Source organism: Streptomyces sp. NPDC048255 (assembly GCF_040652415.1).
Lineage (GTDB): Bacteria > Actinomycetota > Actinomycetes > Streptomycetales > Streptomycetaceae > Streptomyces.
On the sequence record NZ_JBEZMA010000022.1, the window covers coordinates 43843 to 56984 of the forward strand.

A 13142-nucleotide genomic window follows, 5' to 3' on the forward strand; every position below is an offset into this window, starting at 1 on the left:
GGCCGCTCCTACTTGGTTGCACGAGACGTATCGTCTCGTTATGGTTCGGGCATGACCTCAGCCAAGCCCGCACACATCGCCATGTTCTCCATCGCCGCCCACGGGCACGTGAACCCGAGCATCGAAGTGATCCGGGAGCTCGTCGCCCGCGGCCACCGGGTGAGCTACGCCATCCCCGCCGCCTTCGCCGAGAAGATCGCGGAGACCGGCGCCACCCCGGTGATCTACACCTCCACCCTGCCCACCGACGACGAGCCGGAGGCCTGGGGCACCGAGCTGATCGACAACCTGGAGCCCTTCCTCGACGACGCCATACAGGTCCTCCCACAGCTCGCCGCTGCCTTCGAGGGAGACGAGCCGGAACTCGTCCTCCACGACATCACGTCCTACCCGGCCCCCGTCCTCGCGCATCGCTGGGGGGTCCCCGCCGTGTCCCTCTCCCCGAACCTGGTCGCCTGGGAGGGGTACGAGGAGGAGGTGGCCGAGCCGATGTTCGCCGGGCTGAAGACCTCCGAGCGCGGGCAGGCGTACTACGCCCGGTTCACCGCCTGGCTCGTCGAGAACGGCCTCGACGGGCAGATCGAACGCCTCCAGAGCCGCCCGCGCCGCAGCCTCGTCCTGATCCCCAGGGCACTCCAGCCGAACGCCGACCGCGTCGACACCTCCGTGCACACCTTCGTCGGCGCCTGCCAGGGCGAGCGCGCCGAGCAGGGCGGCTGGCAGCGGCCCGCGGCCGCGGTGGGCAAGCGGGTCCTCCTGGTCTCGCTCGGCTCCGCCTTCACCAAACAGCCCGCCTTCTACCGGGCCTGCATGGACGCCTTCGCGGACCTCCCGGACTGGCATGTCGTGCTCCAGATCGGCAAGTTCACCGACGAGGCCGAACTCGGCGAGATCCCCGCCAACGTCGAGGTCCACCGCTGGGTCCCCCAGCTGGACATCCTGCGCCAGGCCGACGCCTTCATCACGCACGCGGGCGCCGGCGGCAGCCAGGAGGGCCTCGCCACCGGCACCCCGATGGTCGCCGTCCCCCAGGCCGTGGACCAGTTCGGCAACGCCGACATGCTGGTCTCGCTCGGCGTGGCCCGGCACGTCCCGATGGACCGGGCCGACGCCGCCACCCTCCGCGAGGCCGTCCTCGCCCTGGTGGACGACCCGGAGGTCGCCGCCCGCGCGCAGGCCGTCCGCGCCCAGATGGCCACCGAGGGAGGCACCCGCCAGGCCGCCGACCTGATCGAGGCCGAACTGTCGTAGGGCGGCTCTAGGGTGCCCCCATGACTAAGAAGGCCATGGCGAACAAGGTCAGGACGAAGAAGTACGCGGCGCTGCTGCGCGGGATCAACGTCGGCGGGAGCAAGAAGGTCCCCATGGCGGAGCTGCGCGCGGTCCTGGAGGGGCTCGGCCACGGCGACGTGCGGACGTACCTCCAGAGCGGCAACGCCGTCTTCAGCAGTGCGAACGAGGATCCGGCGGCGCTCGCCCGGGAGCTGGAGGCGGCCATCGAGGCCCACTTCGGCTTCCGGGTGGCCTGCCTGGTGGTGGACGGGGAGTACCTGCGTGCCGTCGCGCGGGCCTGCCCCTTCCCGGCCGCCGAACTGGAGGGCAAGCAGCTCCACGCCACCTTCTTCTCCGAACAGCCCGGCGCGGAGCGCTTCGCCGCCGTCGAGGCGGCCGCGTACCTCCCGGAGGAGTACCGGATCGGCGACCGCGTCCTCTACCTCTACGCTCCGGACGGCCTGGGCCGCTCCAAGCTGGCCGAGGTCCTCGCCAGGCCCGCCGTCGTCAAGGGCATCGACGCGACGAGCCGGAACTGGAACACCGTCGCCAAGCTCGTCGAGCTGACGCAGGACTGACCGCGACGGGCCGGGCCGAAACCCGCCCGGCCCGGCCCGGCCCGGCCCGGCCCCGCCCCGCGCCGCCCGGGCCGGGCCGGGCCGGGCGGGAGGGATTCGGCTCCGCTCCACCGCTGCTCCGGTCCGGTGTGCGTGGATGGTCCGCGGTGATCGCAGCGCGGGCCGCCGGCCCGCCCGGACAGTGAAGAGAACCCCCATGACGGACAACGGCAACGTGCCCGCCCTCGCCGCCACGGCCGCCGGCAGCTGGGAGATGGTCTCCAGCGAGAACTTCGACGCCTACCTCCAGGCCGTCGGGGTGGGTGCGCCCGCACGGGCCGCCGCGAACACGGCCGCCCCCGTCCAGACCTTCTCGTACGTGGACGGGCTCTGGACCCTGGAGACCGTCACCGGCATGCGGAACACGGTGGACGAGTTCCGGCTGGACGAGGAGTTCGACCTGGCGACGCCCGACGGGCGCAAGGCGACGTCGGTCGTCACCGCCGAGGGCAACCGGCTCACCGAGGTACGGAGCATCGGCGGGGGCACGGCCACGATCGTGCGGGAGTTCACCGGCGAGGCCCTGGTGGTGACCTACTCGGCGCGGGGCGTCTCGGCCGTCCGCGTGTTCAAGAGGGCCGCCTAGTGCTGTGACCGGCGGCGCGCCGGTCCTTGGGCCGGGCGCGGTGGTCGCGCCAGGCGGCCAGGGCCTCGGTGCGGGCGCCGTCCGGGTGGCGGGCGTGCCAGTCGCGCAGGAACCGGTTGAACTCGAACTGGGCGCCGACCTCCTGGGGTTCGGCGGCCCGCTGCCGGGTGGCGTGCCAGTGGGAGACGGCCTCCGCGAGGGTGCGTCCCGCGCCCTGCGCGACGTAGTCCCGCATGAAGGCGTCGAAGTGGAAGGCGGGGCCGATCTCCCGGGTGAAGTGCTCCCGGAGCACCTGGCTGCACCGCTGGCCCTCCGGGATCACGGTGTCCCCGTGGACCGGGGCCGCCAGCTGCCTGCCGCCGCGCCGGGCGGTGCGGACCGGCCGCGGCTCGGGGCGCCCGTCGAGCACGGCGGCGAGCCGGTCCGTGAGCGCGGCCTTCCCGCCCGCGGTGGAGAGGCCGAGCTGCCGGGCGAGCGCGGTCAGTTCGGCCAGCGTCCAGTACCAGCGCGTCAGCTCGGTCCCGGTCAGCGCGGGGGTCAGGGCGGGGCGTGAGACGTCGGGACCGCCTTCGTTCGTACGCATGTTCCCATCCTAGGCCGCAGCCGCCCGGCTGCCCGCCCGCCCCGGGTCAGACCAGTGCGTCCAGCAGGGCCAGTTCGGCAGGGGTGAGGTGGACGGTGGCCGCGTCCAGGTTCTCCGCCAGGTGTACGGGTGAACCCGTACCCGGCGTCGGGCACAGCACCGGCGAGTGGTGCAGCAGCCACGCCAGGGCGACCTGGCCCGGCCCCGCGCCGTGCGCGGCGGCCACCGCGGTGACCGCCGCCGCGCTCTCGCGGGTCAGGGCCCCGCTGCCCAGGGGGTAGTACGGAAGGAAGGCGATCCCGTGCGCCTCGCACAGCTCCAGTACCTCCGCCGAGCTCCGGTCCAGCAGGTTGTACGGGTTCTGCACCGAGGCGACCGGCACCGACTCCCGTGCCAGCCGCAGCTGTCCGGCGGTGACCGTGTCCAGGCCGATGTGCCGGATCTTGCCCTCCGCCCGCAACTCGGCCAGTGCGCCCAGCTGTTCCGCCATCGGCACCGACGGGTCGAAGCGGTGCAGCTGGTAGAGGCCGATCCGCTCCACCCGCAGTCTGCGCAGGCTGGCCTCGCACATCGCCCGCAACTGCTCCGGGCGGCCCGCGAGATGCCACTGGTCGGGCCCGGTGCGCACCACCCCGCCCTTGGTGGCGACGACCAGCTCCTCCCCGTACGGGTGGAGGGCGTCGGCGATCAGCTCCTCGGCCAGTTCGGGCCCGTAGTTGTCGGCGGTGTCGATGAGGGTGACCCCCCGCTCCACCGCCGTGCGCAGCAGCTCCCGGGCCTCGGCCCGGCCGCCGCGCGGACCCCAGTAGCCGGGGCCGACCAGGCCTCCCGTACCGAGTCCGAGCCGCCGTACGGGAAGGTCCCCACCGAGGGTGAAGCTCGTGTGCACCATGCCCCGACGGTAGCGCAGGGCCCGGGATGTGCCAGGCTCGTGGCCATGCGGTACATCATCATCGGCGCGGGCGCGGTAGGCGCCACCATCGGCGGACGGCTCGCGGAGACGGGCGGCGAGGTAGTCCTCGTCGCGCGCGGCGCGCACGCGGAAGCCCTGCGGGCGGACGGACTCCGCCTCACCACGGCCGCCGGCCCCCGGGTGCACCGGCTGCCCGTGGTCTCCGGACCGGCCGAACTGGGCGAGCTGCGCCCCGACGACGTGCTGCTCCTCGCGGTGAAGACCCAGGACGCGGTCGCCGCGCTCGACGCGTGGGGCGACGCGGAGGTCGCGGGCGGCGGCACGGCGGCGCAGCGGCTGCCGCTGCTGTGCGCGCAGAACGGCGTGGAGAGCGAGCGGCTGGCGCTGCGCCGCTTCGCGCGGGTGTACGGGGTGTGCGTGTGGCTGCCCGCCACCTTCCTGGAGCCGGGCGTGGTCTCGGCCCTGTGTGCACCCCTGACCGGCATCCTGCACCTGGGCCCGGCGGCCGGCGGCGCCGACGACCGGGCCCGGCGGATCGCGGCCGACCTGGAGAAGGCCGGCTTCGAGGCGCCCGTGGTCGAGGACGTGATGCGGTGGAAGTACGCGAAGCTGCTGGGGAACCTCGGCAACGCCGTCCAGGCGACGACCGGCCCCGAGCCGGACCCGGCGAAGGCGGCGCTGGTGCTGCGGGCCGTCCGCGAGGCGAAGGCCGCCTTCGCCGCCGCGGGCATCGCCTACGCCTCCGAGGCCGAGCAGGCCGCGGCGCGCGACGGCAAGGTGGACCAGCCGCCGGGCGTCCGTGGCGGCTCCTCGTGGCAGAGCCTGGCCCGGGGTACGGGGTCGGTGGAGGCGGACTACCTCAACGGGGAGATCTGCCTGCTGGGCCGTCTGCACGGGGTGCCGACCCCGGTCAACGACGTGCTGCGCCACGCGGCGAACATCTTCGCGCGCGAGTCCCTCCCGCCGGGCGCGATGTCCGTCGAGGACCTGACGGCCCTCGCCGACGAGGCCGCGGCCCGCGCCGGACAGGGCCTAGAGGTTACGTGACGCGGTCGGCGGGTTTCGTGACGCCTGTACCGTCCGCCGCGGCGCCGCCGTCACCCGGCCCGGCCCCCTGCTCCTTCAGCCGGGCCCGGTAGGCGCGCGAGCGGCAGCGGGGCGAGCAGTAGCGGGGCGGGCGCCCACCGGCCCGGCTCGGCCCCGCGGCGGGCACGGCCACCGCCCCGCCGCACCCGGGACACCCCGGGCCGACCGCGAGCCCACCGGCGGCGGGCGCGGCCTGCGCGGGCGCGGCCTGCGCGGGCAGGGGCGCGGACGCGGCGGCGTCGGCCCGGGCGGGGCGGTCCGGGTGGTCGGTCAGGCCCTGGCGCTCGGCGATGACCCCGGCCTGGAAGCGGCTGTGCGCGCCGAGCCCCTCCAGCAGCTCGGAGACGTGACGGCGGCAGGTGCGCAGGGAGATGCCCAGGCGGCGCGCGATGGATTCGTCCTTGAGCCCCTTGGTGAGCAGCACGAGGATGCTCTGCTTCATCGTCTTGGACACGTCGTGCGCGGCCTGCGGCCCCGTCGCGAACGGAGCGGCGTTCTCCCAGTCCCGCTCGAAGACTTCCAGTAAATAGGCCAGCAGGTCCGGCTCCCGGATCAGCAGCGCACCGCCCGACCTGGCCGGTAACAGGGCCAGCGACCCGTCCACCACGATCATCTGCGGCAGCACCTCAGGCAGCGTCCGGATCTCGGCGCCCGCCCCGATGAGCTGCTCCGCGTGCAGCCGCGTGGGCTGGTCGAACCGCGTCGCGTGCTGGTACAGGCTCCGCATCCGGATGCCGCGCCCGAGCACCGCCAGGTCGCGCGGCAGCGCCTCCCGCAGCGCCGCGGGCGGGAACGAGCCGCCGTGCTTGGAGACCAGCACCTCGCTGCGGCAGGAGTCGATCACCTCCGACAGCAGCGAGCGGACCGCCAGCTTGTCCGGCAGGTGGTCGATGGTCCCCTGGGGGAAGACGTGCTGGCGGGCCTGGAGGTAGACCGGCATCAGCGCAGCCAGCCCGTCGCGCTGCAGCTGGATGCCCCGGCGCTGTTCCCGCAGTGCCTCCTCCTGCGCGCGCAGGGCGGTGTCGCGGTCCGACAGCAGCTGCGCGGTGGCGGCCTGGGGGCTCACCGGCTGCCAGCCGGCCGGCTTCCCCGCCCCGCCGTCGGCGGGGAGTTCCGTGAGGAGGCAGGAGTCGGTGAGTGACCGTACGGCCGCCAGACAGGCCCGCGGGCTCACTCCGGTCTCGGCCGCGGCCTGCGCGAGGGTCGCCGGGGTGAGGCGTTCGTGGACGACCGTCCACCGGTAGAGCAGGACCGCCGCGCTGTCGAGGCCGGGCACTTGGGCCGCCGTGCCGGGTCCGCTGTCCGTCTCCATCGCATGCCTCCTAAACGTGCCTGGCAGGATCATGATCCCTCTTCGGGGATGCATGTGCCATCCACCCACTGGGAGGGTGGTGACCACGGCAGGGACGGCTCCCCGACCAGGAGCACCGCCCGCTGTGGCCGAACTATCGCCGAAACGAGGGGAATTGACGCCATGCGCGCAATCGTGGTGCGGACACTGTTCGCGGTCGTACTGAGCGCGGGGATCGTGTGGGGCGGCGCCGCCGCGGCCACCGCCGATGTGCACGGGACGACGGCCACCGACCCGTCCGGCGGCGGGCACGGCAACAAGCAGTGCCTCGTGACGACGGCTTGGGGCGACTCCTGGTGCCCCGGCAAGCCGCTCGACTGAGCCGCCCGGGAGACCGGGCGCGGGGGCAGCGGACTCCATCCGCTGTCGGTTGGGTGGTTGTGGGCCCGACCCGGTCGCCAGAGGCGCGTCGAAGGACGCGTCCGGCTCCCCGTGCGCCGCCGTGCACGGTGCACGGCTCCGACAATCAACGGAAAGGTGTTCCCCGTGCGCTTCGCCATGCCCCGAACCACCCCCCGCAGACTGGCCGCCGGCCTCTGCGCCGCCGCCGCCCTCGTGGCCGTCTCCTCCGGCGCCGCGAGCGCCGAGGAGTACCGGATCTACGGCGGCTCGTACGCGAGCTACGCCCAGTGCAACCAGGCCGGTTCGCTCACCGTCGGACTGGGTCTGTACAGCCGCTACGAGTGCAACCCCAACGACAGCTCCAGCCGCTACCTCCTCTGGTACGTCGACTGACGGACGGCCCGCCTCCGGCCCCGCCCGACCGCCCGCCCCACCCACCGACACCCACTCACACGAAGGAAGCTTTGGCGTGCACATGTCCAGAATCATCCGTGCCCGGTGGTCCGCCTCCGCCGCCCTCCTGGCAGCTCTGGCCGGCGGCGCGACCGCGCTCGCCCCTGCCGCACAGGCCGCCCCCGCCCCGGACGGCGCCTCGGTCCAGTCCGCCGAACGCAGCACATCCGTCATCTTCGCCAACAGCACGGGCCGCCAGCTGCTGCGCACCGGCTCCGGCCTGGACCACGGGTGCTGGTCGCGGGACAGCCTGCCGCCGGACGCCATCGCCAAGACCGTCTCCGGGTCCTGGAGCAGCGAGTCCTGCGGGTTCGCCACCGGCACCGAGGGCCACGTGTCCTACAACATCGCCGGTACGGCCAAGGACGTGACCATCCGCTGGAACAACCCCTACGTGGGCAGCAACTCCTACAGCTGCGACGCCCCCGAGGGCTACGAGTGCAGCCGCTCGGGCGGCGGCGGGAACAACGCCACCGTCAACTTCACCCTGAGGGCGAAGTCCACCGCCCGGGCCGCGGCCCTCTCAGAGGCCGGAGCCCTCGCGGTCAACCCCGCGCGCAGCGTCCGCGTCACGGTGGTGAACCAGTCCGGCGCCCTGCTGGCCCGGACCGGTGCGGGCCTGGACCACGGCATCTGGAGCGGCGACAGCCTGCCCCCGTCGGTCCTGAACAACGGCGCGGTGGCGCGCTGGCGGAGCGAGTCCGACGGCTTCGCCACCGGGACGGAGGGCTCGGCCGAGTACCAGATGTCCGGTGGCGGCAAGGTCGTCTTCCACTGGAACAACCCCTTTGCCGGCAGCAACTCCTACGACTGCCAGGTGCCCGCGGGCCACTCCTGCGCCCAGGCCGGCGGCGGCGGCAGGAACGCCGACGTCGTCTTCACGGTCAGCTGACCGACCGACCCCGCCCCACCCCCGCACGTCACCGGCATCCACCAGAATGAGGAACACCCCGATGCACAAGCCCCTCGTCGCGGCACTCATGTGCCTGCCCCTGCTGGCCGTGGCCGCTCCCGCCGCCCAGGCCGCCGATTCCCGGCCCGAGGCAGCCTCCGTCTCCGCCCTCCAGGTCCCCGTCCGCACGGTCAGCTGGGACCTGACCTCGACCAATTCCAACACCCTGCGCGCCCGCTACTCGGACTTCATCAGGTCGCTGCGCAACACCGGCACCATGGTGGGCGGCTCCGGTTCGGACGCCGTGTGGGAGACCAGCCGCGGCAATGAGGTCATCGCGGTCAACGTCACCTACGGCTGGACGGAAAACAGTCAGAACGTCAGGCGGACGGTCACGCTCTACCTCACCGCCAACAACCTCTACCTGCGCGGTTTCTCCACCGGCAACGCCGGCAACGTCGTCCAGTTCAGCCAGGTCGGGGAGGAGGAACCTTACGACCTCGGCCACGCGCTCGGCCGCAACGCCATCGTCCTGCCCTACAGCGGGCGCTACGGGGGCAACCACAGCCTGGAGCACGGCCAGACCCAGAGCAGGCAGCTGTGGCTCACTCCGAACGGGGTGTGGGGCGACATGAACGTCCTGTGGACGTTCGCCCGCGACGGGGGCAACGCGAACGACATCCGCGACGACCTGGTCGCCGCGATCGCCCTGACCTCCGAGTCGGCCCGCTTCCGCAACATCGAGGGCACGGTGCGCCAGGCCCTCGGGGGCGGTGCCTCCCTGACCGCCCAGCAAGCCGCCGAGCAGAACGACTGGGGGCGGGGCTCCCGGTGGATCTACCAGGAGCGCAACGGCTCTCGCCCGTCGCCGACCGACATCGGCGGCGCCACCGTGACCACCTACGCCGAGGCGACGCGCTACATCGCCATGCTGCGCAGCGACCAGAGGTAGCGGCGGGCAGCGCACCGCCCCGTACGGGTCCCGTACGGGGCGGTGTCGGGCCGTGAGGGCCGGGCCGTTCCTTCGGATGGCGCGGGCCCTGTCGGGGCGGACCGCCCGGACAGGGCCGGGGCGGGGCTACTTCGGGGTGACCCAGACCTGGCCCTTGCCGGTGTTCGCCGTGTAGAGCTGGACCGGGGTGCTGTTGGCGTTCACGCCGCCCGCCACGTCGAGGACCTTGCCCGACGCGACGTGCACGATCTGCCCCTTGGCGTTGAGGGACCAGCGCTGCGCCGCCGTGCCGTTGCAGTCGTGGAGGCTGATCTTGTTGCCGTTCGTGGTGGCGTTGCGCGCGTTGTCCAGGCACTTGCCGAGGGCGCGGTACGTGCCGTCCTTGCCCAGGATCCACGACTGCGCGGCCGAGCCGTTGCAGGTGTAGAGCTGGATCTGCGTGCCGTTGGCCGCCTTTCCGCCCCTGGCGTCCAGGCATTTGCCGCCGAGTCCGCCGACCCTGCCCTGCGGGGACAGGGTGGCGCCCGCGCCCGCGGCCAGCCTGCGCAGGCCCTGCACGTCGAACTGCTGCACGTAGGTCCCGGCGCGCGCGTCCTGGTACGCGTACGCGGGCGAGCACATGACGGGGAACTGGCCCGAGTCGGTCCCCTTGACGCAGTCGCTCTTGGTCATGCTGCGGTTGGCGTGCGCCAGCCCCAGGGTGTGCCCGAGCTCGTGGCTGATGTGGTTGCGCATGTACGTCTCGCCCATGGCGGCGGTCGGCTTGCCGGCCGGGGTGAAGAACTCGCTGTCGATGTAGGCGTGCCCGCTGGTGACGGTCTCGGGCAAGGTGGAGTTGGTGAACCCGCAGCTCAGGTTCGCGTTTCCCGAGCCGTCGTGGACCACCTTCCAGCCCGAGTTGCCCATGCTGCCCTCCCCGGCGGGCGGCAGGCACGGCCGGTGCAGGACACCGATGACCACCTCGCCCCTGGGGCGCTGGTACTCCCAGCCGACCGGCTTGGTGTCGACGGTGACCGGCAGGTTCGTGATGCGCTGGAGGTCCGCGGCCGAGGCCTTCACGTAAGGGGCCAGCCAGTCGGCGGACTTCTGGTCGTAGAACTTGATCGTGTAGCCGGTCGGCAGCCATTTGGTGGCGCTGACCAGCTTCCACCCTTCGCCCTGGGGCGGTGCGGGGGCGGGGGCGGGGGTGGCCGCGGCCGCGGCCGCCCTCGACGCGGGACCCGCCGTGGTGGGGCCGAGCGACATGACCCCGTTCTCGAAGCCGGTGTGGTCGCTGCCGTAGAGGGCGGAGTCCTCGTGGTGGGCGTCGGGTGCCTCCCCGGGCAGCGGCGCCGACACCTCTTGCTCGCTCGCGGCCTTCGGCCCGGTGTCCTCGGTGCCGAAGGCGGTGGGGGAGAGCTGGAGTCCTCCCACGATCGCGGCCACGGCTGCCGCCGCGACGACGGATATCCGGCGTTTGCCTGTGAATCCCAAGTGCCTGTTGCCCTTTCATCATGGATCGACTCCCTGCCCCCGGACCACGTCCGGGGCGGCGGGAATCGAACAGATGATAGGTCAGGACGGCGAAGAGCCCCCGCGGGCCGCCCAGTTGACGGCCCGCGGGGGCTCAGCGCACAGATGCTCTACGCGGTCAGGGCCGGCAGCCTCGCCGGCGCGGCAGCGGCCGCGTCGTAGCGGCGCAGCAGCAGCGTGGCCAGTTCCGGGGCCGCGCCCAGCACGTCCGCGAGGACGTCCGCACCCGCGGCTTCGGCGCCGGCCGCGATGCGGTCCGGGAGGCGGCCGGGGGCGATGACGTACGGGGCCACCGCCACCCGTTCGAAGCCCTCGGCGCGCAGGGCCCGTACGGCGTCCTCGGTACGGGGCAGGGCAGCGGAGGCGAACGCAGGCCGCACGGCGCACCAACCGGTGTGCCGCCACTCCCGCGCGGTTTCAGCGATCACTGCGATCGCCTCCGGGTCGGTGGATCCGGCGGACGCGAGCACCACCGCGGTGGTGGAGCGGTCCGCCGGGGTGAGGCCGGCTTCGGTGAGCCGGCGTTCGAGGGCGCCGAGCAGGAGCGGGGACGGCCCGAGCACGTCAGCCACCCGCACCGACAGCCCCGGCAGGCGCGAGGTCGACTCGGCCAGTGCGGCCGGGATGTCGGACTTCGCGTGGAAGGCGCGCGTCAGCAGCAGCGGCAGCGCGACGACCTCCCGTACGCCCGACAGGTAGAGGGCCGACAGGGCTTGTCCCACCGACGGGGTGTTGAAGTCCAGGAAGGCCGTCTCCACCCGCAGCCCGGGCCGCAGCGCCCGTGCCCGCCGGGTGAGGGCGTGCACGGTCGCCGCGTGCCGCGGGTCGCGGCTGCCGTGGGCGATGACCAGCAGGGCAGGTGTGCTGAACACGGGACTCAGCTCTTCGCCAGCAGGCCGCGGCTGCGCAGCACCCACCGCTCGACCGGGCTGAAGATCAGCAGGTCGATGGCGATGCCGACGACCAGGATCAGGATGATCGCGAGGAACACGCCCGGCAGGTCGATGTTGTTGCGGCCGTTCTCCAACAGCTGGCCCAGGCCCAGACCGAGGTCGGGGGAGCTGGCGATGATCTCGGCGGCCATCAGGGAGCGCCAGGAGAAGGCCCAGCCCTGCTTCAGGCCGGCCAGGTAGCCGGGCAGCGCTGCCGGCATGACGATGTGCCGGGCGCCGCGCAGGCCGGTGGCGCCCAGGGTGCGGCCGGCCCGCAGGAACAGCGGCGGGATCTGGTCGATGCCGGAGACGAGGCCGTTGGCGATGGACGGGACCGCGCCGAGCAGGATGACGGTGTACATCATGGCGTCGTTGAGGCCGAACCAGAGCACGGCCGGGGGCACCCAGGCGACCGAGGGAAGGGACTGAAGGCCCTGGAGGATCGGGCCGATCGCGGCGCGGACGAACTTGACCCGGGCGACCAGCAGGCCGAGCGGGGTGCCGATGGCCAGGGCCAGCAGGAAGCCGAGCATGCCGCGGGACACGCTGGTCCAGATGACCTCCAGCAGGGTGCCCTTGAGCCACATGTCGGACAGGCTGTCCCACACGGCGGACAGGGCGGGCAGCTTGGTCTCGTCGGTGACCTTCGCCATGACGAGGAGCTGCCAGACCAGCAGCACCAGGCCGACGGCCAGGAGCGGGGGCAGGACCTTCTTGAGGAGGACCTCGCGGACCGGGGTGCGGTGGGTCTCGACCGCGTCGAGGGCGTCCAGACCGGCTTCCAGACCGGCGAGGTCGTCCGCGCCGGCCTTGGTCCCCTTCTTGTACTGGGGATCGATGTCAGTGCTGGCCATGGCGGCGGATCTCCCCACGCAGTTGTTCAGTGATCTCGAGGGACAGTTCCGCGACGTCCGCGTCCTCGATGCGGCGCGGCTGCGGGATGTCCACGGTCCATTCCTTCGCGATCCGGCCGGGCCGGGAGGAGAGCAGGACCACGCGCTGGGCGAGGCGCACGGCCTCGCGCACGTTGTGGGTGACGAAGAGGACCGACAGGCCGGTCTCCGCCCAGATGCGGGTGAGTTCGCCGTGCAGCACGTCGCGGGTGATGGCGTCGAGCGCGGCGAACGGCTCGTCCATCAGCAGCAGCCGGCTGTCCTGGGCGAGGGCCCGGGCCAGGGCCACGCGCTGGCGCATGCCGCCCGACAGTTCGTGGACGCGCTTGCCGTACGCGCCGCCGAGCCGGACCAGCTCCAGCAGCCGCTCGGCCTCCGGCTTGCGGTCGGCCTTGGCCACCCCGCGCAGCCGCAGGGCGAGTTCGATGTTCTTGCCCGCGGTCAGCCACGGGAAGAGGGCGTGCTCCTGGAACATGAGCGCCGGACGGCCGCCGGGGGTCTCGATGGACCCCACGGACGGCTTGTCCAGACCCGCGACCAGGTTCAGCAGCGTGGACTTGCCACACCCCGAGGCCCCCAGGATGGTGACGAACTCTCCGGGAGCGACATCGAGGCTGATGTCGTCCAGGACGAGCTGCGATCCGGCCGGGCCGGAGAAGGACTTCGAGACGTGCTCGATGCGCGCGGCGTGCGTGTGCTGCTCCGCTACGGTGCCCTCGGCAGCCTTGGCAAGCGTGGTGGCCATGGTCGTCACCTCC

Annotated in this window: 15 protein-coding genes; 8 read left to right on the forward strand and 7 right to left on the reverse strand. The window is 73.0% G+C overall.

Translation table 11 applies throughout. The features are described from left to right. Positions 1-51: 51 nt before the first annotated feature. The 3 genes from mgt to AB0D94_RS19090 all read left to right on the forward strand — a co-directional run bounded on the left by mgt (position 52) and on the right by AB0D94_RS19090 (position 2475). Entirely contained in the window at positions 52-1251 is a 1200-nt protein-coding gene (gene mgt / locus AB0D94_RS19080; RefSeq protein WP_362052866.1) for a macrolide-inactivating glycosyltransferase, read from the forward strand. Positions 1252-1271: 20 nt separating this feature from the next. After that, positions 1272-1850, forward strand: coding sequence for a DUF1697 domain-containing protein (locus AB0D94_RS19085; protein ID WP_362052869.1), 579 nt, complete (start codon positions 1272-1274; stop codon positions 1848-1850). Positions 1851-2046: 196 nt separating this feature from the next. Next, entirely contained in the window at positions 2047-2475 is a 429-nt protein-coding gene (locus AB0D94_RS19090) for a lipocalin/fatty-acid binding family protein (RefSeq protein WP_362052872.1), read from the forward strand. On the opposite strand, the gene AB0D94_RS19095 is transcribed toward AB0D94_RS19090, so the two are convergent. After that, positions 2459-3058 (reverse strand): DUF6434 domain-containing protein, encoded by a 600-nt coding sequence (locus tag AB0D94_RS19095; RefSeq protein WP_362052875.1) that lies wholly within the window; start codon positions 3056-3058, stop codon positions 2459-2461. The two genes, AB0D94_RS19090 and AB0D94_RS19095, sit on opposite strands and share 17 nt — an antisense overlap. Positions 3059-3104: 46 nt before the next feature. After that, on the reverse strand, positions 3105-3950 hold the full coding sequence (locus tag AB0D94_RS19100) for an aldo/keto reductase (protein WP_362052878.1): 846 nt from the start codon (positions 3948-3950) through the stop codon (positions 3105-3107). A 45-nt stretch (positions 3951-3995) separates the two neighbouring features. Here AB0D94_RS19100 and AB0D94_RS19105 point away from each other — a divergent pair, with 45 nt between their 5' ends. Then, positions 3996-5018 carry a 2-dehydropantoate 2-reductase N-terminal domain-containing protein gene (locus AB0D94_RS19105; protein ID WP_362052881.1) on the forward strand — a complete coding sequence of 341 codons (1023 nt, stop codon included), beginning with the start codon at positions 3996-3998 and terminating at the stop codon, positions 5016-5018. Here AB0D94_RS19105 and AB0D94_RS19110 read toward each other — a convergent pair. Continuing rightward, entirely contained in the window at positions 5011-6369 is a 1359-nt protein-coding gene (locus AB0D94_RS19110) for a LuxR C-terminal-related transcriptional regulator (RefSeq protein ID WP_362052884.1), read from the reverse strand. The two genes, AB0D94_RS19105 and AB0D94_RS19110, sit on opposite strands and share 8 nt — an antisense overlap. A gap of 162 nt (positions 6370-6531) precedes the next feature. Between AB0D94_RS19110 and AB0D94_RS19115 the strand changes: the two genes are divergently transcribed. From AB0D94_RS19115 to AB0D94_RS19130, 4 genes are all read left to right on the forward strand, one after another. Next, positions 6532-6729, forward strand: a complete 198-nt coding sequence (locus AB0D94_RS19115; RefSeq protein ID WP_362052887.1) for a hypothetical protein — start codon at positions 6532-6534, stop codon at positions 6727-6729. Positions 6730-6894: 165 nt separating this feature from the next. After that, complete coding sequence (locus AB0D94_RS19120; RefSeq protein ID WP_362052890.1) at positions 6895-7143, forward strand: hypothetical protein; 249 nt, start codon at positions 6895-6897, stop codon at positions 7141-7143. Positions 7144-7225: 82 nt separating this feature from the next. Then, positions 7226-8095, forward strand: a complete 870-nt coding sequence (locus AB0D94_RS19125) for a Crystal protein ET79 (protein ID WP_362052893.1) — start codon at positions 7226-7228, stop codon at positions 8093-8095. 61 nt (positions 8096-8156) lie between these two features. Continuing rightward, complete coding sequence (locus AB0D94_RS19130) at positions 8157-9047, forward strand: ribosome-inactivating family protein (RefSeq protein ID WP_362052896.1); 891 nt, start codon at positions 8157-8159, stop codon at positions 9045-9047. Positions 9048-9173: 126 nt separating this feature from the next. Here AB0D94_RS19130 and AB0D94_RS19135 read toward each other — a convergent pair whose 3' ends face one another. The 4 genes from AB0D94_RS19135 to AB0D94_RS19150 form a co-directional block, all read right to left on the reverse strand. Next, positions 9174-10520, reverse strand: coding sequence for a ricin-type beta-trefoil lectin domain protein (locus tag AB0D94_RS19135; RefSeq protein WP_362052899.1), 1347 nt, complete (start codon positions 10518-10520; stop codon positions 9174-9176). Between the two features lie 149 nt (positions 10521-10669). Next, a complete protein-coding gene (locus AB0D94_RS19140; protein ID WP_362052902.1) occupies positions 10670-11431 on the reverse strand; it encodes a sirohydrochlorin chelatase in 762 nt (253 codons plus the stop codon). Between the two features lie 5 nt (positions 11432-11436). Further along, on the reverse strand, positions 11437-12345 hold the full coding sequence (locus AB0D94_RS19145; protein ID WP_362052905.1) for an ABC transporter permease: 909 nt from the start codon (positions 12343-12345) through the stop codon (positions 11437-11439). Next, positions 12332-13129, reverse strand: a complete 798-nt coding sequence (locus tag AB0D94_RS19150; RefSeq protein WP_362052908.1) for an ABC transporter ATP-binding protein — start codon at positions 13127-13129, stop codon at positions 12332-12334. The genes AB0D94_RS19145 and AB0D94_RS19150 overlap by 14 nt, the downstream gene beginning before the upstream one ends. Positions 13130-13142 lie beyond the last annotated feature (13 nt).

Bases quoted from the DNA above. Each gene is read 5' to 3' on its own strand.
- mgt (WP_362052866.1), top strand. From the start codon at position 52: ATGACCTCAGCCAAGCCCGCACACATCGCCATGTTCTCCATCGCCGCC.
- AB0D94_RS19085 (WP_362052869.1), top strand. From the start codon at position 1,272: ATGACTAAGAAGGCCATGGCGAACAAGGTCAGGACGAAGAAGTACGCG.
- AB0D94_RS19090 (WP_362052872.1), top strand. From the start codon at position 2,047: ATGACGGACAACGGCAACGTGCCCGCCCTCGCCGCCACGGCCGCCGGC.
- AB0D94_RS19095 (WP_362052875.1), bottom strand. From the start codon at position 3,058: ATGCGTACGAACGAAGGCGGTCCCGACGTCTCACGCCCCGCCCTGACC.
- AB0D94_RS19100 (WP_362052878.1), bottom strand. From the start codon at position 3,950: ATGGTGCACACGAGCTTCACCCTCGGTGGGGACCTTCCCGTACGGCGG.
- AB0D94_RS19105 (WP_362052881.1), top strand. From the start codon at position 3,996: ATGCGGTACATCATCATCGGCGCGGGCGCGGTAGGCGCCACCATCGGC.
- AB0D94_RS19110 (WP_362052884.1), bottom strand. From the start codon at position 6,369: ATGGAGACGGACAGCGGACCCGGCACGGCGGCCCAAGTGCCCGGCCTC.
- AB0D94_RS19115 (WP_362052887.1), top strand. From the start codon at position 6,532: ATGCGCGCAATCGTGGTGCGGACACTGTTCGCGGTCGTACTGAGCGCG.
- AB0D94_RS19125 (WP_362052893.1), top strand. From the start codon at position 7,226: ATGTCCAGAATCATCCGTGCCCGGTGGTCCGCCTCCGCCGCCCTCCTG.
- AB0D94_RS19130 (WP_362052896.1), top strand. From the start codon at position 8,157: ATGCACAAGCCCCTCGTCGCGGCACTCATGTGCCTGCCCCTGCTGGCC.
- AB0D94_RS19145 (WP_362052905.1), bottom strand. From the start codon at position 12,345: ATGGCCAGCACTGACATCGATCCCCAGTACAAGAAGGGGACCAAGGCC.
- AB0D94_RS19150 (WP_362052908.1), bottom strand. From the start codon at position 13,129: ATGGCCACCACGCTTGCCAAGGCTGCCGAGGGCACCGTAGCGGAGCAG.